This window comes from Aliiglaciecola lipolytica E3, from assembly GCF_000314975.1.
Lineage (GTDB): Bacteria > Pseudomonadota > Gammaproteobacteria > Enterobacterales > Alteromonadaceae > Aliiglaciecola > Aliiglaciecola lipolytica.
The window spans coordinates 122,459-147,160 of record NZ_BAEN01000014.1; the positions used below are offsets into that span (position 1 = coordinate 122,459).

Annotated in this window: 13 protein-coding genes and 1 tRNA gene; 6 read left to right on the plus strand and 8 right to left on the minus strand. The window is 40.3% G+C overall.

Going from position 1 to position 24,702, the window contains the following annotated elements; translation table 11 throughout:
* Window positions 1–144: 144 nt before the first annotated feature.
* Entirely contained in the window at window positions 145–1,047 is a 903-nt protein-coding gene (locus tag GLIP_RS02170) for a LysR family transcriptional regulator (protein WP_008842918.1), read from the minus strand.
* A 150-nt stretch (window positions 1,048–1,197) separates the two neighbouring features.
* On the opposite strand from GLIP_RS02170, the gene GLIP_RS02175 reads away from it, so the two are divergent.
* From GLIP_RS02175 to GLIP_RS02195, 5 genes are all read left to right on the plus strand, one after another.
* Complete coding sequence (locus GLIP_RS02175) at window positions 1,198–1,644, plus strand: MaoC family dehydratase (RefSeq protein ID WP_008842919.1); 447 nt, start codon at window positions 1,198–1,200, stop codon at window positions 1,642–1,644.
* Window positions 1,645–1,878: 234 nt separating this feature from the next.
* Window positions 1,879–4,575: a TonB-dependent receptor plug domain-containing protein gene (locus GLIP_RS02180; RefSeq protein ID WP_008842920.1), complete on the plus strand. Its 2,697-nt coding sequence runs from the start codon at window positions 1,879–1,881 to the stop codon at window positions 4,573–4,575.
* Window positions 4,576–4,731: 156 nt separating this feature from the next.
* Window positions 4,732–5,034, plus strand: coding sequence for a 4a-hydroxytetrahydrobiopterin dehydratase (locus tag GLIP_RS02185; protein WP_008842921.1), 303 nt, complete (start codon window positions 4,732–4,734; stop codon window positions 5,032–5,034).
* 197 nt (window positions 5,035–5,231) lie between these two features.
* Window positions 5,232–5,308 (plus strand) — tRNA-Met (locus GLIP_RS02190).
* Between the two features lie 359 nt (window positions 5,309–5,667).
* Window positions 5,668–7,533 (plus strand): sulfatase-like hydrolase/transferase, encoded by a 1,866-nt coding sequence (locus GLIP_RS02195; RefSeq protein ID WP_161602032.1) that lies wholly within the window; start codon window positions 5,668–5,670, stop codon window positions 7,531–7,533.
* Between the two features lie 229 nt (window positions 7,534–7,762).
* Here GLIP_RS02195 and GLIP_RS02200 read toward each other — a convergent pair whose 3' ends face one another.
* The 6 genes from GLIP_RS02200 to GLIP_RS02225 form a co-directional block, all read right to left on the minus strand.
* Complete coding sequence (locus GLIP_RS02200) at window positions 7,763–8,716, minus strand: transposase (protein ID WP_008842924.1); 954 nt, start codon at window positions 8,714–8,716, stop codon at window positions 7,763–7,765.
* 135 nt (window positions 8,717–8,851) lie between these two features.
* Window positions 8,852–9,955, minus strand: coding sequence for an SMP-30/gluconolactonase/LRE family protein (locus GLIP_RS02205; protein WP_008842925.1), 1,104 nt, complete (start codon window positions 9,953–9,955; stop codon window positions 8,852–8,854).
* Between the two features lie 727 nt (window positions 9,956–10,682).
* Window positions 10,683–14,345, minus strand: a complete 3,663-nt coding sequence (locus GLIP_RS02210; protein ID WP_008842926.1) for a VCBS domain-containing protein — start codon at window positions 14,343–14,345, stop codon at window positions 10,683–10,685.
* A gap of 99 nt (window positions 14,346–14,444) precedes the next feature.
* Complete coding sequence (locus GLIP_RS02215) at window positions 14,445–17,477, minus strand: TonB-dependent receptor (RefSeq protein ID WP_008842927.1); 3,033 nt, start codon at window positions 17,475–17,477, stop codon at window positions 14,445–14,447.
* Between the two features lie 697 nt (window positions 17,478–18,174).
* On the minus strand, window positions 18,175–20,085 hold the full coding sequence (locus tag GLIP_RS02220) for a CHASE3 domain-containing protein (RefSeq protein ID WP_008842928.1): 1,911 nt from the start codon (window positions 20,083–20,085) through the stop codon (window positions 18,175–18,177).
* Between the two features lie 174 nt (window positions 20,086–20,259).
* Complete coding sequence (locus tag GLIP_RS02225; RefSeq protein WP_008842929.1) at window positions 20,260–21,741, minus strand: sulfatase family protein; 1,482 nt, start codon at window positions 21,739–21,741, stop codon at window positions 20,260–20,262.
* Between the two features lie 242 nt (window positions 21,742–21,983).
* Between GLIP_RS02225 and GLIP_RS02230 the strand changes: the two genes are divergently transcribed.
* Window positions 21,984–23,609: a sulfatase gene (locus GLIP_RS02230; protein WP_008842930.1), complete on the plus strand. Its 1,626-nt coding sequence runs from the start codon at window positions 21,984–21,986 to the stop codon at window positions 23,607–23,609.
* 3 nt (window positions 23,610–23,612) lie between these two features.
* On the opposite strand, the gene GLIP_RS02235 is transcribed toward GLIP_RS02230, so the two are convergent.
* Window positions 23,613–24,323 (minus strand): GDSL-type esterase/lipase family protein, encoded by a 711-nt coding sequence (locus GLIP_RS02235; protein ID WP_153886242.1) that lies wholly within the window; start codon window positions 24,321–24,323, stop codon window positions 23,613–23,615.
* Window positions 24,324–24,702 lie beyond the last annotated feature (379 nt).

The following is a 24,702-nucleotide window of genomic DNA, read 5'->3' on the forward strand; positions in this document are numbered from 1 at the left end:
TTGGTTAATACAAAGGTATTAGATGTGATAACTAGTAAACATGGCTGAAGCAATTGTTTTTAAAACAAAAATTATTGTGAATTATAAGAAAGGACTCATCCAATTCCTAAACCAAGTTTAGGAATTGGATAGAATTAATCATTGTTAATGAGGATTGAACTGTTTAGCTACCTCTAAAATTTGTTCACGCATCCAAATATGTGCAAGGTCATGATCAGCACTGACATGCCAATATAGATAGTGTTCAACCGGTGGTACGTCAAAAGGTAATTCGTAAAAAGATAAATCGTAATGTTTAGCAAGATGATAGGGGATACAAGCGATTAAATCGGTTTTGACGATAATGCTAGGCACGGTCAAAAAGTGTTGTCCACGCAATACGATTCTGCGGCGTTTACCAATTTTGTCTAGAGCCAATTCTATGGGCCCAGGATCACTGCGACGATTGGACACATTTATCTGTCCTAATCGTAAAAACGTTTCTAAATCTATGCCGTTGCGTAAATCAGGGTGATTCTTCCTGGCCATAACCACAAATCTATCTTGAGCAAACTGATGTTTACACAAATGCGGGTCGGTAAAAGTAGAAGAATCTGCATAAAAATCGAGACTGCCGCTTGCCATCGCTGAAACAACAGCATTTCGAGACAACTCAAAATTAGTTATGGATATTTTTGGCGCTCTGGTATGCAAATTTGCCAGTAATCTGGGCATTAGGCTAGCTTCAAATAAGTCTCGTGTTGCAAAATGAAAGGTTTTTTCGGCTGTTTCAGGATTAAAGGTATGACTGTCCTGCACGCTTTTTCGTAGTAGTGACAAAGCGTCTCTGGCTGGGCCAATAATATTTTGCGCAACGGGTGTTGGCGTCATGCTGTGACCCGTGCGAACAAAAAGCGGATCATTTAACATGTCACGAAGGCGTGCAAGTGAATTACTCACCGCTGGTTGAGTTATGCACAATACATCGGCAGCTTTAGTTAAGCTTCCGGCTGTATAGATAGCGTCAAAAACAGCGAATAAATTCAAGTCAATTCGATTCAAATTCATAAAGATCCTATATTTACAATAAATTTAGCTAAACGAAGTTTTTATTAGAAATCATGATGGAAGATTATACATAACATTCATTTCATTAATAGTATTCAGGTTGATAATATTTTATTAAATTGTTAATTAATGTGTAAAAAGAGGTGAAGTATGGCGAAAGAATTGCTTGAGTTAGAGGCTGGTGAAGAACTAGGTATCACAAAGTGGATTAGCATTGATCAAAACATCATCAGTCAATTTGCTGACGTTACCAACGATCAACAATGGATCCATGTAGATGTAGAACGTTGCAAAAAGGAAAGCCCATTTAAAACACCAATTGCACACGGATTACTTTCAACTGCACTAATGCCAAATGCGTTTTATCAACTGATTTCCTTGGATTCAAATACTCAGACGTTGTTGAATTATGGTGTCGATAAGTTGCGTTTCTTAGAACCGGTTAGGGTAAATGATAAAATACGTTATCACGTGAGATTAGACTCCAGGACAGTTAAATCAACTGGTGTGCTCTACCGGTTTAATACCCAAGTTGAAATAGAAAATCGCGATAAACCTGCAATGATTGGTACATTTCTGATGCTTTTGGTTGAGTAATCTCCAATTTACCTACCTATTGACTGGTAGGGCCATCGATTAAAAAAATATTTACATATAAATAACGGTAAATTTACATATTGCCAATCTCCCCCTACTATTTGTGACAGGCTTCGAGATTTTGTAAGCCAAACACAAAAAATTAAAAACTATCAGGTGAGAGTGTTGGTTATTCTGCATGCTGTTTGGTGTTGATTTGACCGTTACGATTCACATTGATTTAGGGGACACTCAATGAAACTCAAAACACGTATAAGTGCGATAGCGGCAATAGTCTCATCGCAGTTTTTAGTGCTACCTCAATTAGCCGTTGCTCAGGAGCAACAGGCAAATGAAGAAGTAGAACTAATTATGGTAACGGGTAGCTTCGTGCGACGCTCAGAAAATTTCGAATCACCCTCACCATTGGCGGTTATAGACAGCGTAGCAATAGATGCTATTGGTGCAAAAAATATCGCTGACATTACCCAAACACTAACAATTAATACTGGCTCACAGAATAACCCAGATGCATTTACTCAAAATGCGACAGCGGGAACCTCAAATATAAACTTACGGGGTTTAGGGGTCGCTTCAACACTAGTGCTATTAAATAATCGCCGCCAGGTAGTTAACGCACAACCAACTAACGATGGTTTAAACTTTGTAGACACAAGTTCATTGGTGCCTATGATTGCAATCAATCGTATGGAAGTAGTGAAAGATGGAGCATCTGCCTTGTACGGCTCTGATGCGGTAGCAGGTGTTGTAAACTTCATTACCAAGCGTAACTATGAAGGCGCGATGATGAGTTTTGACTATCAAGATGGCGCGCATGGTGACAACAAAGAGTACGTTGTCCAAGGCTTATGGGGTGCTAATGGAGATAAAGGTAATGTCATGGCCGCCATTAGTTATACAAATCGCTCCCCCTTATTTATTAGTGATCGTCGTTTGAGTCGACCTCAGGATGATACGAGTGCTTTGGGGAATCCTGGCTCGTACTTCCTTACTATTCCTGGCGTAGGTGCGTTACCCATTATTGATCCCTATGGTTGTGAAGAGTTTGGGGGATACCCTGATTTACGTGCTCCAAGTGGTACCATTCCAGGTTTAGAAGTAGGGCTTTGTGGTTTTGACTTTGGACCTTATTATTCCTATGTTGCTGATGAATCGCGAACTAACATCTATGCTCAAGCCACTTATGAGGTTAGCGATGATTTAACTTGGACCACGGAATTCGGTTATGCCAGAAATCGAGCAGAACGGGGTGGTGCGCCTAGTTTCCCAATATTAACTTCTCCGATTGTTCCTGCTGACCATCCACAAAACCCATTTGGTGCTCCGGTGGCATTTTTTGGACGCGCAGAGGGAAATGGCTTTGACGGTGATCCGGCACAAACTGAATCGGATACATTTCGATTTAATACTGCTTTGCAAGGCATAATGGATGATGGCTTTTGGGAAGTTAGTTACACACGCGCTGTGAATGACTTCTTATTTAAAGTGCCAGATGTATTAAACACTGAATTTAATTTAGCTTTAAATGGCTTAGGTGGCGGACAGTGTAATCCGTTAACCGGCACGCCGGGCGAAGGTGATTGTGAATATTTCAACCCTTTCGCAAATTCATACACTACTGCACCTAACTCTCAATATGTAGTTGATTCATTTACTGGTGAAGAAGTCATCGACTCAAGAGCAGATTTAGAAGTATTCGAAGGTTTTGTATCGTTTGAAGCGTTCGAAATGGGTGGGGGAGCGGCATCTGTGGCTCTTGGCGCACAATACCGTGAAGAAAAACTATCTCAAGATTACGATTCACTGGCTAACCAAGATAGTTTTACCTTTGTTATCGGTAACCCAGATTTTGAAGGCTCGTTAGATGTTTGGGCTGCATTTGGTGAGTTAGCCTTACCTGTTACTGAGAAGTTAGATGTACAAATTGCTGTGCGTTACGAAGATTACGGCGGTGCTATTGGAGATACAATTGATCCGAAATTGGCATTTTCATATCGTGCAACGGATAACTTTTCATTACGAGGTTCTATTTCTACTTCGTTTAGAGCGCCAACCGTATTCTTACGAAATGGTGGAGCAACTTCGCTACAACAACTTATTGACCCCGTACAAGGCGCGCAAGCATTTGTTGCCGTGCGAGCTGAAGGTAATGAAGATCTGACGCCAGAAGAATCAACGGCGTATAATGTCGGGTTTTCATTTGAGCCGGTAGATGATTTATCTATTGAGTTGGACTATTGGAATTTTGAGTTTAAGAACTTAATCATTCAAGAAAATGCTCAGGCTATTTTGAATACCGATCCTACCAATCCAGACCGTGTTATCAGAGCGGGTGATCCTTTAACTGGTCCGGTACTGCAAATTAACAGCACCTATGTTAATGCAAGCTCGCTGGAAACAGCAGGTTTAGATTTTGTAAGTAGTTATAAAATTGAAACGGATGGAGCTGGTACGTTCACCCCTTCAATCAATGCGACCTATATTACTAAGTACGATTTAGCTGATCCCCAAGCTGGAAATGTTGATGGGGCAGGTAGACGTAACTTTACGAATATCGGTGTGTCTTCACCGGAACTACGGATGAACGTTGGATTGAACTGGAATACCGGCGTACATGCTGCAAATGTATTTGTGCGTTACATAAGTAGTTATGACGATGATCAAAACTGTAGCGATGGTACATTAGCTACCGGCGGTGTATGTGCTACAAACAGTTTTTATGAAATAGATAGCCATGTCACAATCGACGCCCAATACAACCTAGATTTAGGTGCATTGTTGGAAAGTGATATGAGTTACGTGTTGTCTATCGGTGGAATAAACATTACTGATGAAGAACCTCCACAGTTATTTACTAACAGTGGTTTCGATTCGAAAGTACATGATCCTCGTGGTCGACAAATCTATGCAAGATTAGCGGTTGAGTTCTAAGCTCAACGCAGTGTAATAAAATCCCCGATATCGTTCGGGGATTTTTTTTGTAAATAACCCCTTCCGGTATTTTAGATAGTATTTTGATACAAACCTTTCAATTTACCGAGTTATTTTCGACACTGATAATTCATTCATCAGCTAAGGCGATAAAAAATGGCAGAAAAATATTCAAAACAACAAATAATGGATGCTTTATTAGATCTTAATGCGGGTAAAAGTGATGAACAAAAATGGCAAATCGAAGATGATAAATTGGTTAAAACCTATAAATTTAAAAACTTTGTTCGCGCTTTCGGTTGGATGTCGCAGGCGGCTATCTGGGCAGAAAAACTAAACCATCACCCAGAATGGTTCAATGTCTACAATAAGGTTGAAGTTAAATTAACTACCCATGATGTAGGTGGAATTAGTGAATTAGATTTTAAATTAGCTGGGAAAATGGATTTATTTAACTAGTGTTTTATTGGTAAATGTACCGCAATAGTACGTTAAACAAGCGTTGTGCGTTGATTTTGACCAAACAGTCTAAAATATTAAACTTTTATTGCATTTATTTGCATATCCTCCTTGCACAGTGCAAATGGCTATGTATAATACGCACCACTTGAGAGGGAAGAGAAACAAATCACTTCCCAAACAACACCAGTTTCAAGCGCGGGATGGAGCAGTCTGGTAGCTCGTCGGGCTCATAACCCGAAGGTCGTAGGTTCAAATCCTGCTCCCGCAACCACATTCAAGGCCTCGATTATTCGAGGCCTTTTTTGTTTGTGTTTTAGAATAGCGATGCATTTGCTGCAGTAGATGTAATCCACAACGCAAAACGATTACCTTTGAGATGTTTACATCGAAACGTCGAATGGGTCGGTCGTGCTCTTACTCAACTTCTCAATATTTCTTTTTTAGTTTAACTGGTCAGTTGCAAGAAATCTGTCGAGATAAAACGTCTTAAATATTTACTGCTTTTAATGAGTTGAATTGTCATAACGTTAGAGGCTCCTTGTCAGGTTAACCCCTGCCAAATCGTTTTCTATATCACCTCGTTGTCAATTTATGACAATTTGCTTAGCCGATTCGCAAGGATTTATTCTCATGACAATAAAGCACTTTCATATGATTACTAGGCTTGTAGTCATGGTGAGTCTATTTTTTTGCACTTTCTTTACTATAGCGAAAGATGGTAAGCATTCGCCACGCCCCAACATATTGTGGATCGTGAGTGAAGATAACAGCCCAATGTTAGGTGCATACGGTGATGAATTTGCCACGACACCAAATCTGGATAAACTTGCCAACCGCGGTATTGTTTATGACAACGCATTTGCTAATTCGGCGGTTTGTGCACCAACTCGATTTAGTTTGTATACCGGAATGTACGCCAATGCGTTGGGCACTCATAATATGCGTAGTCGGTATGCCATACCGGATTTTATAAAGCCCTATTCTTTTTACTTAAAGCAAGCTGGTTATTTTGTCACTAATCACAACAAAACGGACTTCAATTACAAAACCAACGATCAGAAATATTGGGATAAAGGAAATTACAAAAATAGCCCAAAAGGACAGCCTTTTTTTCATGTAGAAAACATAGGTATTTCTCACGAAGGGCAAATTCATCGCAAAAAAGCAGAATTACTCCACGATCCGAACGCGGTGAGTTTACCACCGTATCATCCAGAAACTCCTGAAATTCGTTATGATTGGGCTTTGTACTATGATCGTATATCAGAAATGGACAGCCGAGTACGTAAATTATTACAAGATTTAGAAGACGCAGGATTAGCTGACAACACGATAATTTTTTACTTCTCAGATCACGGTGGCGTGATTGCCCGCAGCAAACGCTTTTTATTTGATTCAGGCACTAAAATACCGTTAATTATGGCGTTTCCTGTCAAATTTAAGCATTTAGCCCCTCAAGATATGGGCAGCCGAAGTGATGTGATGGTCGATATTGTTGATCTTGCTCCTACTATACTAGAGCTCGCTGGCGTTGAGCCGCCAGCCCATTGGCATGGCAAGAGCTTATTAAATAGCGCTCGCGATATCACTAAACAAACCGCCTATTTGTATCGCGGCCGTATGGATGAACGTATTGATATAATACGTGCAATACGCGATAAGAAGTTTAAATACATTCGTAACTATCTGCCGCATCGTAAATATGCTTTGCACTTAGAATATTTATGGCGAGCAGCTTCGATCCGCTCTTGGCAAGCAGAATGTTTAGCAGGGCGCTGCAACTCTGCACAACAACAGTTTTGGCATCCCAAACCCGTGGAAGAGTTATACAATACAGAAAGTGACCCTTGGGAAGTCAATAACCTTGCAAATAAACCGGAATATCAAAATACATTAAACGCAATGCGCCAACTATTAGCTGAAAAAAACCGCCACTATAAAGATATTGGATTTATTCCAGAGGGAGAGTTGGTGGAAAGAACAAAAGATATAACCGCGTATGAGTTGGTTAATCACCCAAGCTTTCCCATTGAACGTGTGATTGAAACGGCTGAAATTGCGAGTTTGGGCCAAACGAAATATCAAAGTTTGTTAGCCTCGCGCTTAAACGACAATGAAGCCGCCGTCAGGTATTGGGCTGCAACAGGCTTTACTATTTTAAATCAGGCTTCAGAGCAAGAAACCCAAAGCTTAATAAACTTGCTTACCGATCCATCGGCTGATGTGCAAATTGCGGCAGCCGAAGCATTGCTTAAATTAAACATAATCGAACAGCCCCTAAATGTGCTGCAAACCCATATTAGCCAATCACCGGAAACAATCGCATTGCATGCAGCGAATGTGCTAAACGAAATTGGCTTACAAGCAACTCCTGCACTTGCTACCATGCAACAAGTAATTATTGACCAAAAAGCACGTTCTAAAAGGTTAGGCTTACGGGTAAACTATCTGCTGAATGCATTAGAATTCACAGTTAAAAACTTATCAAAGAACTAGTTTGCTATCGGTTAAATCATGGACAGGCATCTTTTAAGATTGTGGTGATAGTAGCCTTTAATTCTTGTCGGGCTAAAGTAAGCGCGTCAGTTCTCATCTATTATTGGTAAATGTATCTGGCAATCATCTTCTTGTGATGAATTATCGTCAATAAGGTGAATTTGGTTGGGAGTTAGGTTTGTCTCTTGTGTAAAGACACAAATGAAATAAGTGACTTTGACGCAGAGCTTTACCCAGCAGAACTTTTTTGCCGACGTTTTCGTTTGTATCGTTTTAACGTGCTTGATTGTCCGGCTGCCACGCTAAAGGTAGTTTCAAACGCCAGAAACATATCTTGCCACATTTGTTTATCCAATCCTAAGCGCTGTAATATGGGCGATGCCGCAATATCAATTGCACCACGCTTGTTCGGTGTAATGATGCGACCGGATAGATCAACCAATTTGAGATATTCAATCAAATCGAACATCAGTCCTAGCGGTTGTGGTTGTGTTGGACTGCCAACAAAAGGCATCAAAGTAGATGGTTGATTCCCATTTTTAAAATCATGAATGCGGCGTTTCACACTAGTATGTTCGGAAGATTCAGGTGTGCTGGCAATTTTGGCTCTAATGGGATTCAAATCTACATAAACCATACAAGCGGCTAATGCATGCTCATCCAATAGTGCTTGTGATTTGAACCGTCCTTCCCAAAAGTGGCCTGTACAGTTATCTTCATGGTTTGCATGTCGGGCGATAGGCTCATTCAATTCGCGCATGAACCAGCTAATATCGGCTAATCGACTTCGATAGACTGCCAAAGTAGATCGCAATGTGATTAGTTCAGCCTCTGTAAGCATTGGTGCTTGTTTCCCGGTAAAGGTTTGTGAGAGGAGGGTGCCTTTGTGCAGCTTGTGCCAGCGCATAGCAATCTCTTTATCTGTCCAAAACTTTGCTTTTTCAGAATTGACATGCAATACCACATGGGTATGGTTACTCATGACAGCAAAAGCACACACTTCAATAGCGAAGACGGTGGTTAAGAATAACAATCTATCCTCTACCCACTGGCGGCGATGCTCGTAGTTTTTGCCGGTCAGTTTATCTTCCCCGCACAAATAGGCCCGTCGAACACAGCGTGAAACACAATGATAATAAGGGGTATCAGATAAACTGATTTGTTGTTTCCTTGCTAGTGGCATCATTCATTCCTCGAAAAAGCATACTTAAGCATAGCTGAATTGGTTTTTCAGGGAGTCTAGTTTGTGGCTGTCTATGAATGAATAACTGTTAACAAATCACGACCAAACGGCTTCAGATCTATTAAGTTCCTTTTCTTATTCGGAATTAGTAATTTTTTGGTAAGCAACACGGTCACCTGAAAACGAGCCAAACCACAATTCATCTTCAAGCTCTAAAACCATAGTCACATTAGTGAATTGTTGTTGCGCGTTAGAGCTGGCCAGAGTCGTGATTTTCATCGTTTTTGGTTCAATGGCGATGGCCATGAATGAGCGTGGGCAACTGGCTAATTCCATAAAATCAAATTGTTCGTTTAATTTAACGTGACCACAGTTTTCATCATCAATTTTCATACCCGCAGTCACTAGTTTTCCCGATTTTCCCCAGCGAATATTATCAGGTACAAAACTCAAACGACCAGTGCTCCGCAATAGCTTTGCAGGATTAGTATTAGAAAATGCCATGATTTTTATTTCACCAGAAGACGCGATGTAAAACTCAGAACCATCCTCAGAAGTTTCTATGCCATTTGCATAAGCGATTTCAGTTCCTTCGACAACTTCAAAACCTTTATCACCAGGCGACCAGCGATAAACTGCACCTGTAGGCACACCTTTGAATAGATCATTAATAGTAAAGCCGATTAAAGGAATTGTGACTAATAAGGTCCCATCCTCTAGAGAAGCCACACTATTGGCTTCAAGCCCGTCAGGCGTAAGAACACAACCAATCCACACCAGCTCTGGCTTGTTAGAGTGTATATTTACCTCAAACACTTCTATTGCTTCGCGCTCACCGTGACCCACTGCATATAGAGTAAATAAATTATCGCTGACCTGGCGGATATTGAGCCCATGGGTAGTAAAGTTATTCGTATCAGGAGAGCCAGGGCAGTCTCTATAAGTTTGCATGTTCTGCTTCGCTTTAGACTCTTTAGAAGGATACAAATGTTGCAATGCCTTGGTCTTAGTATTGATTGCGTAAATTGCAACATTGCCGGCAAAACCACTGCTTACTAACCAATCAGAATTCGGAATAGAAACTAAGTCTTCAGGGCTATTAAGCCCACAAACATAAGAATAGCCGCCGTTTTTTTCGCAATTATTGGTGTTTGCTCTAGCGGGTACAAAACCTGATGTAAACAGAATTAATATGATGATCAGGTTCGAGCAAGTAAAGTTAAACAGTGTAATTCTCATAATGTTAATTCAAAAGAAACAAGTACAACTGAGAGTAGTTCTGCTTGAATCGTTATTCAAATAACTAAAACAAAAATCATTAGAAAATTGAAAGTCAAGGACAGACATCTTCAAAGTTTTGAGTATTTGGACTTATATTTAGCGCTAAGTGATTCACTTTACTTGTGCAATAAACTCGGTTAGTGATGTGTCATTGTTTAGAGCGTTAGTTTGCGGAATTCTTTAGCCGACATTCTTGCCTAAATCGTTTTAAAATGCTTGATTGTCCAACATCCACCCTAAGGATGGTTTGAAACGCTTAAAACATAAATTGCCATATTTTTTCGACCAATCCTAAATCCTGTAAGTTGGACTATTCAATCAAATCGAACCTCAGTCCTAGCTTTTTTGCCTGTCTAAGTGGATTCTGTTGACGAGTAAAAGAAAACTGTGGCTGTCCATGTTTAAAAAAGGTTAGTGGCTGTCCATTACTAGAATCAAAGAAAACTGTGGCTGTCCATTACTAGAAATAAAATCTCATAAGCAGAGTAGGGTGGCTGTCCATTACTAGAATCTACTGTTTGTGGCTGTCCATTTAAACTATTTAAACATTCACTCTTTAACAGATAAAAAAAGCCCCGCTGAGCTTTTCAACTCGCGGGGCTTTTTAATTCAATTCTATTAGTTTTTACACTAAATCGTATTCTCTGTGATTAAAAAAGCTGAACACAGAGAACACAAACACGTGTTACTCAACACCTACGACAGCTTCAGATGTAGAGCCGTTATATGGTGAAGCTGCATTATCTTCATCAAGAGAGTCACCTTCAGCATAAGATTCGAAGTCATCAGAGAACACTTCTGTTGTTCCTGCTGTATCAGAATATATAGCTAGGTTGTCTACCGATACAACACCAGTTGCTTCTCTAGTTCCACTGTTATCACCAAATCTAACAGCAACATGAGTAACGCCACCTATTGAATTATTGTCTGGAGTAAATCCATTTGCAGTTAGCATAACACCATCAACTTCAACAGTGACTAGTGGATTAACCTCTAGGTTACCACCGGGATATTCCCAAGTAATCACAACATTCATGAATTGGTCAAGCACAACTGTGCCCGCTGAAACATCTACATCACTCGGACTGCGAACACCAAAACTATCATCTTTGATGCGAAGGTCTAAAATCGCCCCATCGTTGTTGGTAGCTGAATTAAAGAGTGTGATAAATGCATCACCATCACCAAAGTCGTCGTCCAGACGTTTTATTGCTACTTCAAAGCGCCCCTGTGCCAAAGGACCATCGTCATCTAAGGCATATCGAAGCTCCCCGGTATCTGAGGCATCAGTATCGCGAATTTCCGCAAGCTTATTGCCGTCAGTTCCTGGACCACCCACACTACCAATTGTCTCAACTGTAGCTTCAGATGTATTTGAGTGGTACGGAGAAGCAGGATTGTCTGAATCTAACGAATCGCCGTCAGCATAAGATTCAAAATCATCAGAAAATACTTCGGTTGTTCCAGCTACATCAGAGTAAATGAATAAGTCATCTAATGTGAATTTACCCGTCGCGTCTATAACACCGCTGTTATCGCCAAATCTAAAGGCAACGTGTGTAACACCACCAATAGAGTTATTGTCAGGTGTAAAGCCTTCGGCAGTAAATCGAACTCCATCAACTTCAACAGTGACTAGTGGATTAACTTCTAAGTTGCCGCCTGGGTATTCCCAAGTAATCACGATGTCCATGAATTGGTCAAGAACAACTGTGGCTGCTGAAGCATCTACATCGCTCGGACTACGAACACTAAAACTATCATCTTTAATACGAAGGTCTAAAATAGCCCCATCGTTGTTGGTAGCTGAATTAAATAGCGTGATAAATGCATCACCATCACCAAGGTCATCATCTAGACGTTTTACAGAAACTTCAACTCTACCTTGAGCAAGTGGGCCATTGTCACCAAGCTCATACCGTAACTCTCCAGTGTCACTATCATCTGTGTCAATAATAACGGCAACGTTATTAGCACCCGTATCAACAACTACAGTACCTGTGATGGTAATCACTAGTTCGGCCGTTGTTCCATCAACAGATTCTATTGTGATGGTGTCTGTTTCACGTTCGCCCACTTCAAGTGCTGCAATAGTTGGATTAGCAGTATCAAGCGTGTACGTCCATGAACCGTCTTCAAGTATCGTAAACATGCCATAAGTGCTCATGACCGAGGATTCAACGATAAACGCTTCACCTTCATCAGGGTCAATTACACTTACCGTACCTGTTAATGCTACATCCGTATCACTTGGCACTGTTGCCGTTAAATCGAAGAAAGCAGCAGGGGTAGGTTCAGCTGAGTCACTAGCAACATCAAATACCACTACTTCTGAATAAACAGCTAAACCGTATAGGCTGGTGTCACTAGTTAAGGTTTCGCCTTCCATGTAATTTTCAAAATCATCTTCAAATACGCTTGTAGTACCATCCGTATCTGAATACACCATAATGTTATCTACATAGAAAGAACCAAAAGGAATTGTTCTGCTGTTATCACCAAATCTGAATTGGATAACTTGAACACCATCGGCAAACCATTGATTTAAATCTGTGAAGTCTGGGTCAACAACCGCGGCTGTTGAGAAAGAACCTCCACCAATAACTTGGCCGTCGATAGAAACAGTTAATTGCTCTGTCGCATCTAAATCCCATTCAATTTCGACATTATAAAACTGCTCTTCAACAAAAGGAGCGGTAATCATGATGCCTGGATAATCTGCACTGTCGGTGTTACGTACTAAGAAGCGAGGATCGATAGGATTTCCGTCACCGTCAGTTTGGCTTCCCTGAATTCGTAAATCGATTAGAGATTCACTAGAACTTCCTGATGAACCGTAAAGAGTTATGTAAGCATCTTTGTTATTGCCATCGCTACCCAGTGCAACATCTTTTGAGAAAGAAGCACTAAGCTTACCCTGACGTAAATTGTCGACGCCAAATCTTATTTCACCGGTATCATCACCAGTATCTGAAATTTTAACGACTTGCGTTAGAGCAGCAACACGCACATTAATTTCAGCAGTAGTACCATCAACTGTTTCGATAGTAATGATATCGTTAACTGAACTACCTACTTCAAGGCTAGCAACGGTATCATTTGTTGTATCAACCGTATAAGTCCAATCACCTTCAGCAGTAAGGCTGAACGTTCCGAAGTCTAGAACTACATCTGATTGCGCAATGAAAGCGTCTTCTTCAAAGTTTGGATCTGTGACAGTAACTGAAGCTGTGTATGGGTCAGTTTCAGTATTTTGTATAGTAGCGCTTAATACACCACCTATGATTGCTGCTACAGGGTCGTTATTGTAGCCAACAGCCGCTCCGATTGCGTCAAGTAGACTTACGTCAACATCACCAGCAACTTCTGAAGTGGTCTGTAGGTTCTCTTGTGCCATTTCAAATGCATCTAAAGTAGCTTCTGAATATGTACCATCAGCAATATCGGCTACCAGATCAGCTAAAATTGCAGCCAAATCTTTATCCGCATTGTCTGCATCTAACTGTGACAATAGCGCTAATACCGAACCATATCTATCTGCGTTTTCTGCACCATCTGCACCAAGTGCATCAACACCTACTGTAGTCGGTGCTACTTCTGTGGCATCAAAGCGAATGCCAAAACGAGCATTAATCGCTGCAATTGCACTAGCAAAACCATTTAAATCAGAGCCTGCAGATTGAACGGCCATTTCAGTCAATGGGGAGACAATATAGGTTGGCGCTGGTTGCACCTGACCATTTGCATCAATGGTATTCTCAACTACATTTACTACCGCTCTTAAGGTAGGCGCATCTAACGTTTCGCCCGTTGATTCGTCGGTATAAGTACCACCAGTACATGAAACTAAGCCATTACCTTCAAAATGCACGTTAGTAAAGGTTACTGAGCCTGTATCTGCGGTAGTCGCAGAGGCTTGCGCAGGCGTAACTGCAGCACCACTGTCATCTACGGCATAAATGTCGCAACTTGCACCACTAACGGGTCCTTTAACAACGTTAGCAGTTACATCTAAAGTTGGGTTAATTGTTGGTGTAGATGCACCCACACCTTCAGTAAAACCTGCGTTATCGGTGTAATTAGCAGAGACTGAGACAACAGTGCCTTCATCTGCTTCGGTAATTGTGTAAGTATCGCCAGTTACGCCAGTTGACCAAGCGTAAGTGATCGGGCCATCAATTCCATCAGCATCGGTAACGGTTGCTGATAAAGTTGCACCGGCAAAGAAATCAGTACCGGAGATTGCGACACTCCCGCGAGTATTGCCATCCAACTCAGCCTTATCATCATCGGTACAACCAACCAAGGCTGTTGCGATAATAAGGGGTATAAGTTTTTTGTTAAACATGCTTTCTACTCCTGAAAAAATTTTCTTCTTAAATATTGCATAGTTAGCAAACAAAATTGGTTAATTGTTATGTATGTTCTAACTATGCATTATGCTCGATTAATATTTAAAGCTAACACCTGCGAATAAACGAGGGCCGTAGTCGTTCACTTCACCTGTGTTGCCAATCGTGAAGAAGTCCTGAGATTTAGGCTCACTGAACAGATTAATTGCACTAACTTTAATACGAAACTGTTTGTTTATTTTGTATGAAGCACGAGCTTCCCAAACACCAGCTTCATCAACAAAACGAAGTCTCGTGCCGTCAGTTGTGTATGGTTGGAAGTACTCGCTACGATATTTGTAGATAAGTGCGGTATCGAAGTCTCCGATTTGGTAGTACACTTGACCACTGAATACGTGCTCAGAAAAACCTGGTACGTTGCCTGGTTCAACGATGCCTTCAGTCAGTTGAGTGGTTACACCATCTAGGTCGGTAACAAAGGTATCACCGTAAAGACTATCTTCGAATTCGTAGTCTGAGTCAGCGTAGTTATAGCCAATCTTCACACCCAAACCATTATCCCAACGGTAAGCTAGTGACATCTCTAAACCATAAAGATCACTACTTTCATCAGTGGTTACCGAGTTTGTGATAGGTAGACCAACTTCAACACCATCAATCACAAAGGTCTCTAGTTGAGTCTGCTGTTGGAAACCACCATTAAATTGCTTGTAATAGAAACCTAAAGCAAAAATTGAATCTTCGTTAGGATACCATTCAACCGCAACGTCATAGTTCCATGACATAAGTGGTTTAGTACTTGGGTTACCAGAACCATTTACACCAGTTAACAATTCTTCTCGAGTCGCTGCTTCTGCTTCGTCATCGGTTTGGATAGTGCGGTCATAACTTAGGTCGGCGGGATCTACGCGAGACATACCGCGGTAAATACCCGCTCTAAGTAGAATGTCTTCGCTGTAATCAATAACTAAGTTGAAACTTGGTAATACTTCAGTGTAATCACTTTCTGCGACAGTACGGGTGATATCACCTGCAACTGATGAACTCCACAAATCGGTTAATGGATCTTGTGTGAATACGTAACCTTGTCTAAAGCCAACAGAATTAACTTCAGTCTTAACAACACGTACACCAAAGTTACCACGAATGAATTTACCCATCATTTCAGTGTCGTAGTTAGCCATTAGGTATGCGGCTGTGGTTTTTTCAGTTACATCGATTGTCCCCTGATTTTCATACTCTACATCAGGATAACCGAATGCGACACCGGCCGAAGCGGCTACCGCTTGAGAGAAACATACGTTGTCATAGGTTGCCCAAGAGTTGCCTGTACCACTGCTAATAACATTGCCTTCACTATCTACATTGGTAACGATATCACCATCAGACACTCTCGATAAGAAGTCGGATTCAGGGAAGTCAATTTGACAGCTTTGCAATACGTCGATTGCGTTTGCTGATGTTTCATCTAATTCAACTTCTGTTCTTGTACCGTTGCCGTTACCACCACCATATTGAATGAACGAAAGTTCAGATACACGTAAACCACCCTGGATGCTAGTTAGCGCATCACCATTTAATGCGTAATCGAAGTCGACACGAGCAGAGGTTATTTCGTTATCACGCACGTTTTCACGATCCAGACGAGTACGTAGGCTATCCGTAAAGTTCGAAATATCAGTTACGTCAAAGTCAGTGAGGGTAAAGTTAGGAATTTGCTCTCCCATGTCCCAAAAGAAAGACTGATAACCTGCAGTTCTGCCACGGTTAGATATTTGCAATTCTTCACGTTTTGTTTGCGAGTAAGAAATGTCACCACGAATGGTCAGTTGGTCGTTTACATAGTGCTCGACATTTAAACCGTAACCACGATAGTTTTCTTCACGAGAGAACTGCTCACCAGCAGATTCAATACGGTCTTGACCTTCCCAATGCAAAATACTGCCTACGCTGTTGGTAATTAGGTTTTCGCCTGTTACGCCAGGAGTAACGCGTTTTTGTAGGAAGATTAAGTCGTGACGTGCTTCAGCTTGGTTACGATCTGATACTTGTGCATCAAAGTTGATATCCCAAGCTTCAGATGGTTGAAATTGAACAGCGAAGAATAAAGCATCTCTCTCATCAGACGTTTCGTTCTGACGGAAGCTACGACTAGACCCCGTCCATGCGTATGGTGTGCCAGAATCATATGCACGACCTGTTTCTGGGTCGATTGCGGTATTGTAACCTTGGTTGCTGCTTCCGTTAACTTGGTCTTCACAGTCTCCAGCAGTTCCGCGGAAAAACCCTTCGTTCATATTACTAGGGTCATTTAAACAAGCCCATAAAGATGTACCTGAAGGACTAGAGCTACGATATTCCGCTTCTGGCTGACTGATATCTTGACGTTGCCAACCTACAGATATACCTATAGCTGCACCATTGTCAAAATCGAATTGGTCAACATAACTCAATGTACCACGGTAGCCTAAGTCACTTTGAAGTGAGTTTTCGACGTTTGCTTGGTCAGGGTTGTAGTTAAATTTAGCTTCGGCTTGGAAGCTTTGCTTTCCGTAATCCAAAGGTCTAAGGGTTTCTAGTGTAATGACACCAGCAACACCACCTTCAATCATAGACGCGTCTTGTGTTTTATATATGGCTACTTTCTTCATTAGCTCTGAAGGGAACTGAGAGAAGTTAACCGAGCGGTCTCCACTACCGTTTGTCGCTTCGCGACCATTGATGTGAGTGGCGCTTAAGAAGGGGCCTAAACCACGAATAGTGATTTCAGTCGCACCACCATTTTCTCGGTGAGAGGCAGCACCTGTAATTGATTCTAAGGCCTCACCAATGGAAAGTGCAGGTAAGTCACCAATATCTTCAGCAGATAAACCGTCAACGACCGTTGTCGCTTCACGTTTTATGGCAATTTGATCTTGAATTGTTTTTCGGGTACCTACGACGTTAATAACTTCGACGTCGTCAGCATTTTCGTTTTCAGTTGGTGCATCTTGCGCGATTGCTGAAAGTGAAAATGAGCCAGCTACAGAAGCAAATATTGCAGCTTTTACCCATTTAGCGATTGGGCTAAGAGTAAAATGCTCTTTCTGATAATTTAATTTCGTGTTGTTCCCTGATATCAACGACATATCTAGTTCTCCGTTGTTTTTTGGTGTGGTCATATGGTTGCGGATCGCTTGTTATATTGATGTTGCCTTATTGTTACAAATGAATATACTCAATAAAAACCAATATATCAACCAATCATTAACAATTATGTTACCAAAGGTGTTAACAATTGTAATACCAATTTTGCTACCAATTGCGGTGCAAGTTTCGAGGGTTAATCTGTACAGTAATAACGAATAAAAATTTGTTTGAAAATTATATGGTTAAGATTATGAAGCATTGTTCAGTGTAGGTAACTGTGTGGAAAAATGCGGTATTAATGTTTTTGTCAGAACGTAGAAATATTCTGCTAGTTGGCAGTTATTTTGTTATTAATTCTTTACACAATTAGATTTCATATTGGGTTTTTACGACAGGAAGAAGAACTAACCTTATCAACGGAACAGTTGATAATTGGTGAGTACGTTTTGACAACCAATTTGCTAGTTTGATTTGTAAGTCAGGGAAGGGAAGTTATTAAATAATCTGGTAAAGCGTAATTGGGGCTTTCTACCTTACTACGCATTAAGCTCAAGTTGACATTTACACTCCGACAATTCAAAGGTGTGGTAAGTCACTGCTGAGGTTGTGACGTAGCTGTTTTGATTGGTCATTTATGCGAATTTAAGCCGCAATAAATTATTATTACTATTGACCTGAACCTTGTTCGTCAATACTTCAACTTTGCAGATGTTTTGCAATAACTTTCTTGAGATCAATCAGTTCAAATGGTTTGGGTAAATGTTCATTAAAACCAATTTGCAAATAATGTTTTACTTCACTCGCTAATACATTAGCAGTTAGTGCGATGATAGGTATATTTGTATTTTGTTTGCGGATAGCAATACATGCTTCTTTTCCGTCCATTACAGGCATTTGAATGTCTAGGAATATTAGGTCAGGTAAATGCTTTTCTATACTTTCTACTGCCAACTTGCCATTCTCTACAATCTCTAAACTTATATCGTAAGGTTCCATCATAGCTTCAAAAATGGCTTGGTTAATTTCATTGTCTTCGGCCAACAATATTCGTTTTCCATTCAAGATTTCATCTATTTCTAGATCTTCTACGTGGGTTTTTATTATTTCTTCAGCTGGATTGAGAGGGATAAATACATGGAAAGTAGAGCCGATTTCTAATTCACTTTCGACGCTGATGCTACCTCCCATTAATTCCACCAAATTTTTAGTGATGGGTAATCCTAAGCCCGTTCCGCCAAACCTGCGAGTCGTTGACATTTCCGCTTGTTCAAATCGGGAAAAAATCTTTTTGATTTGAGATTGGTTTAAACCTACTCCCGTATCTTTGATACAAAAATTGATACCCGTGCCTTCCTCATCGCTCTTCAGTGATAGCTTGACTGACCCCTTTTGCGTAAATTTGACAGCATTTGAACATAAATTTAACAATATCTGATTAAGCCGGACAGGATCCCCTTTCCAAAAATCGTGGGTTAGTTGATTATCAACGGTAAATTCAATTCCTTTTTCACGAGCGACAGGGAATAAGTCGGAAAGGATAATTTCAAGCAATGCGGACATTTGAAAACTAGTATTTTCAATATCCAGCTTTCCTGATGTAATTTTAGAAAAGTCCAAAATATCATTAATAATCGTAATTAAATTTTTGCAAGACTGCATAGATCTTCTGAGAATACTTTGTCCTGCACTGGAAATTGTTTCTCTTTTTAGTAGTTGAAGACCACCATAAATGCCATTCATAGGGGTGCGAATCTCGTGGCTCATATTTGCCAAAAATTCACTTTTAGCTTTTTCACTAGCAACCGCTTGTGACTTAGCACTACTCAGCTCTTTCATTGAGTTATGTAGATCTCGACTCATCGTTCTTAACGTTTGTGCGAGAACGTATATTTCCTTTACTGCCTTGTTAATAATAAATGTTTGTTCATTTCCCGAAGAATGCAGTTCCGCTTGATTGGTGAGTGATAAAATCGGTTTAATAACCCTACGTTTCATGATCAATGTTGCAATAAAAATCAATAGAAACAGCAGCGTGATAGCCAAAATAATAGCAAATAGACCTATGTTTTTGTCGGTAGCGTAAAGTGATTTCCGCTTTGCCAGTAAGTTTAATTCTTCTTTGTCAAATGCAGACAATAAACTGCGAATTTCAACCATAAGGTTTTTACCAAGATCGCTATTGACAATCTGAAGAGCGTCTTCCTTTTTATTTTGCTCAACCAAATTGATGGTAAGTTGGAGTTCTTCGAATTTTTTGTCTATCAAAACAGATAGCGATAAAAGCCTTTCTTGTTGGTTGGGGTTATCGGCCGTTTTTTGCATTAACGTTTCCAGTCCGTTAATCGCTTTTTCTGTGCCTTGATAATATGGGGTCAAGTAACTGGGGTTTGACGTAAGAAGATAGCCTCTTTGTCCTGTTTCGGCATTGTTAACATCGACTAAAAGTAGATTGCTTAAACGCAACACTTCGTAAGTATGAGTAATCCATTGCTCACGGTTATTGGCAGAATTTTGACTTGAGACTACTACCGTAATATTGATTATTAAGGCAGCAATAGACAAGATGAAAAAGATAGTTGCCGCTTTACTTAGCGTCATTTTACTCATTAAAGAGCATACCTCACTGGAAAAGAGTTCTAAATCAAAACATGAGATTAGCAGGTTAATATCAATGTTGCGACAGTGCGACAAAGGAATAAACGCCCGCTTACTTTAAAAAACGGGCGTGTGATTACTCTAGATGAATTCAGCAAGATATTCGCTAAAATTAATTGTGGCTAACTAGTTCCTCCACCAACGATTAATCTTTTGGGGATTCTCCATCGGCGGAACACGTTGATCTGATCCAACAATATTGACATCACCTAGTTCTCGCTTGGCTTTCAATATATCTTTATCAAATGAAGCGACAATGTCAGGGTGCTGGTCAGCAACATTGATTGTTTCGCCTCTGTCAGTCGCGAGATCAAATAGCAAAACGTGGTCAAGCTCAGTAAGCATTCGGCCACCTTGGGAGCCTTCATGCCAAAATGGTTGATCTGCAATAGTGCGGGGCAGGTGCAGTTTCCACCTGCCTTTGCGAATAGCCTGCAAATTGGTGCCATTATAGTAGTACAGCACATCATGAGGTGTGTCGGTAGTTTCTCCACGCAGAACACGGATTATATTTTTTCCATCAATGGTGCGGTCTTGTGGCATTTGTGCGCCAGCAATATCGGCAAATAGTGGAAATAGATCCATTGAAGTTAGTGTGGTTTTAGAGTCTTGTCCTGCTGGAATTACACTTGGCCATTTCAGCATTGCTGGCACGATATGGCCTCCTTCCATCGTTGTATACTTAACACCAGCAAGTTCACCATTATTCCCAGCATAATTTGCACCATTATCTGAGGTAAAGATAACTAACGTGTTCTCTTCTAAATTAAGTCGTTTCAAAGTGGCTAATATGCGTCCTGTGCTGTAGTCCATTTCGTGAATAAAATCACCGTATTTTCCCTTTTCTGAAGTACCCTGAAACTCTTTGCGAGGAAGGTGTGGAGAGTGAACAATGTTATGCGCAAAATACACAAAAAATGGACCATCTTTTTCTCGTTCAATAAAGGATATTACTTCATCAGTATAACGTTGAGTTACTTCCTCTAACTCTATTTCTTCTTTTACGGCTTCATGACCTCGATACAAGGTTTGATTATCTTTAAGAATAGGGTATCTAGGGTCATTTTCACGTGCTTTGTAATAATTCCCTAACAAGCCAAGGTGTTCATCAAAACCTGCATCAAGTGGATGTGAACCTTTCTGTTGAAATCCCAAATGCCATTTACCTACCATTAAACTTCGATAACCTGCGGGTTTTAACATTTCAGGAATCGTTATTTCATCTGGGTGCAGACCAAAGTGACTTGAGACGTGTTTTTCGCTAAGCGGATTAACGGCTACTGGCATTCCGTTTCGCATTGGATATCGGCCAGTTAATAAAGATGCGCGCGAAGGACTACAAACATTGGCCGGAATAAAAAAGTCACGACTGGTAAAACCCTCTTGGCCAATCGAATCAATATTTGGCGTTCTAATCCCATCGGCGCCAAAAGAGCTGATATCACCGTATCCAAGATCATCTGCAAATATGATGACAATATTGGGTTTTAGTGCAGCCTTCTGCACAGAACCTTTGTTGCTTTCGGTGCTTGTTTCTTTAAGCGTCTCACAGCCGGAAACAAAGGAAGCTAAAATAAGCATAAGACATAAATTTAATGTATTTTTCAAAGTAAACTCCAATGAGTATCCAGTCTTGTTCTAATCATTTTTAGTCTGTCATTAATAAGTACGAGTCTTCAAAACGCCACCCAACAAACTTTTGTTAAATAAGAACGTTAACATAGTTTTAATTTGTATAGCTGTTATAGTATATGTAAAAATACATATTGTATATATTGTGTTAACAATTGTTTGTTTCAACAGTTGAAGTCTACAATCATGACTTTGCCAGCTTAGGGGTTAAAAAGTAAATGCGTTCAAAAGTTCATATTGAAGTGTTGGGAATGAAAACTAAAAAAGTGTTTAACCTGCACTTTAACTGTATTGCATGCGCTAAGAAAATCTCGTTGTTAACGTTCCTTTTCAGCTTTTTTCATGTGCAAATAAATGCAGAAGAGTTGTCGAATAGGCCTGAGCAATCGCCAAATATTATCTTCATTATGGCGGATGATTTAGGCTGGCAAGATGTAGGGTTTACTGGAAGCAAGTGGTTTGAAACGCCTAATTTAGATAACCTTGCCAGTCAGAGCCTCGTGTTTAATAACGCCTACATGTACCCAACTTGCTCGCCTTCAAGGGCTGCGTTGATGACCGGCCAGCATAGTTTCCGAACTGGTGTTTACATGGTCCCCGTTTTGGAAAAGGGAACGGCAGAAAATAATATCTATTCGCGCTGGACAGTCACTCACGAAAATCCGATGTATTCAGAATTTTTGAGTAAAGACGGCTATAAATTGAGCCACATTGGTAAGTGGCACTTAGTCGGTCCTTATCCCGATAAAGAGCAGCAATATCCTTTTGAAACTCCGCTGAAACAACCTGCTAACGGAGACTTCAGTTGGCTACCTGCTCACTTAACAGCAAAAATACAGCAATTTTATCCCATTGGGCGTGGTTTTGACGAAAACATTGGTGGCTCTTTTTGGGGAGATCCAGCGCGCGGCTATCCGCAAGGTTACCGATCTGAAAGTGGTGGATATAGAGCACCATTTAATAATCCGTTTATTCAGACTAAAGATTCTGATGAGTGGTTGACTGATAGGTTAACTGATGAAGCGATTGATTTTATATCGCGACATAAAAAGCGGCCATTTTTTATTAATTTAAACTACTATTCCCCTCATCGTCCTACCGTTTCGCGCAGTGAAGATTCGTTGCAGCACTTTTTAGACAAACCTGGCGATCCGCAAACAGGGCAAGGTGATACTGATAATATCAAAAAGAAAACCAACATAGCGGCCTATGCCACCATGATTAAATCAATTGATCAAAATGTTGAGCGACTTATTAAGTATTTAGATGAAAATAACCTTCGAGAAAATACCATTATTATTTTCACGTCAGATAATGGCTTCAACAGTTTTCAAAGCGTAAATAAAAACTTAAGAGGGCAAAAAGGTAGCTTTTATGAAGGGGGCATCCGTGTACCTATGTTTATAAATTGGCCGAATTTTGTCAAACCGGGTGAAACCGATATGCCAGTGTCTGGTCTTGATTATTTTCCGACATTTATGGAGTTGGCAAATATTGATGCGGCAGGTTTGGTGTTAGATGGCGATAGCCTAGTTCCGCTATTATCTGGAAACAAGATGCCAGAACGCTCAATTATTTGGCACCTTGCTAGTGAGTACAAGAATAAACCTGCTACCGTTATCAGGCGGGGAGAGTGGAAACTAATTCAGTACTTGTTAACGGATGAAGTGGAACTATACAATTTAGATAAGGATATGTATGAAACTAATGATTTAAGTTCATCAAATCCGAAAATCGTTAATAAGTTAGTCAAGGAACTTGCACAATGGCGACAGCAAAATCACGTGCCTGTGCCGCCTAATGCAGTTGTTGATTCACCTGAGCAACCTCAGTCGCTCAGGTAGGTATCACAACAAGTTTTCAATCATTGGTTCAATTGCTTTGGCCCAATGTTCATATTGGTCTTTATTGGGATGTAATAAGTCCTTCATTACGTCGCGACTTAAATTTCCATTCGCATCTAAAAAGACGTGATTAATGTTTAAATAATGAACTCGATCACCATCATCATATTCTTGAATGATGTTATTGACTGTGTCATTTATTTTTCTAAGCGGAGAATCAGGCGTTTCTCCACGTGGAAAGATGGCCAATAATAAAACCTGAGTGTCAGGTAACTTGCGAGTTATTTCTTTTAAAATCGCTTTGATGCCCGAAGCTGTGTCTTCTGGAGAGTCTTGTCGGTGACCTGTATTATTTGTACCTATCATTAATACGACTAATTTAGGTTGAATGTTATCAATTGCACCATGTTGAAGTCGCCACAAAACGTGTTCAGTTCTATCACCATTAAAACCAATGTTTAGTGCGTTTCTAGGCGCGTAATACTGCTCCCAAATAGCTTTGCTTTTATAGTCAAAAGCATGCGTGATGGAGTCACCTATGAATACCATATCCACGCTTTGCATTTTTTGTTTTTCGACTAACTTTTCATCATGCCTTGCGACCCACCACTTTTTCGGTTGTTCGGCCGCTTGGACCGACAGTGGCTTATGCTGTGGCACAGCCAGTTCATTGTTATCTTGGTTTGTTGTGCCGGTGCACGCTACTAAACTCATTATCCATACTATTAAAATTAACCGCTGCGTATACATTAGGCGTGATCCTTTGATATTTGTCCATAGTTAGCAGAACTAGTTCTGCTAGCAGGTGTATGTATTATATATAAAGTATTGATGAACTCTTAAAAAGAATACTACAAACAACTAACGAACTTGTATTTTTTTGATTTTATAAGATTCCTATATGCATGATCAGATGATCAATATTGGCGACGTTTAAAAACTCATTTAATTTTATTTCGCGTTATTTGTGGGCTTTAGACGGGGTTTTTCTAATTGTAAGTACATTTTAATTGGTTTATTTGACTAAAAAGTAAATTTTTAGATGCAAAACTTTAAATAATTTGAAACACTTCGTTTACATAGGACATTATAT

Excerpts from the sequence above, each read along its gene's own strand:
- GLIP_RS02170 (WP_008842918.1), bottom strand. The coding sequence starts at position 1,047 with ATGAATTTGAATCGAATTGACTTGAATTTATTCGCTGTTTTTGACGCT.
- GLIP_RS02175 (WP_008842919.1), top strand. The coding sequence starts at position 1,198 with ATGGCGAAAGAATTGCTTGAGTTAGAGGCTGGTGAAGAACTAGGTATC.
- GLIP_RS02180 (WP_008842920.1), top strand. The coding sequence starts at position 1,879 with ATGAAACTCAAAACACGTATAAGTGCGATAGCGGCAATAGTCTCATCG.
- GLIP_RS02185 (WP_008842921.1), top strand. The coding sequence starts at position 4,732 with ATGGCAGAAAAATATTCAAAACAACAAATAATGGATGCTTTATTAGAT.
- GLIP_RS02195 (WP_161602032.1), top strand. The coding sequence starts at position 5,668 with ATGACAATAAAGCACTTTCATATGATTACTAGGCTTGTAGTCATGGTG.
- GLIP_RS02200 (WP_008842924.1), bottom strand. The coding sequence starts at position 8,716 with ATGCCACTAGCAAGGAAACAACAAATCAGTTTATCTGATACCCCTTAT.
- GLIP_RS02205 (WP_008842925.1), bottom strand. The coding sequence starts at position 9,955 with ATGAGAATTACACTGTTTAACTTTACTTGCTCGAACCTGATCATCATA.
- GLIP_RS02210 (WP_008842926.1), bottom strand. The coding sequence starts at position 14,345 with ATGTTTAACAAAAAACTTATACCCCTTATTATCGCAACAGCCTTGGTT.
- GLIP_RS02215 (WP_008842927.1), bottom strand. The coding sequence starts at position 17,477 with ATGTCGTTGATATCAGGGAACAACACGAAATTAAATTATCAGAAAGAG.
- GLIP_RS02220 (WP_008842928.1), bottom strand. The coding sequence starts at position 20,085 with ATGAGTAAAATGACGCTAAGTAAAGCGGCAACTATCTTTTTCATCTTG.
- GLIP_RS02230 (WP_008842930.1), top strand. The coding sequence starts at position 21,984 with ATGCGTTCAAAAGTTCATATTGAAGTGTTGGGAATGAAAACTAAAAAA.
- GLIP_RS02235 (WP_153886242.1), bottom strand. The coding sequence starts at position 24,323 with ATGAGTTTAGTAGCGTGCACCGGCACAACAAACCAAGATAACAATGAA.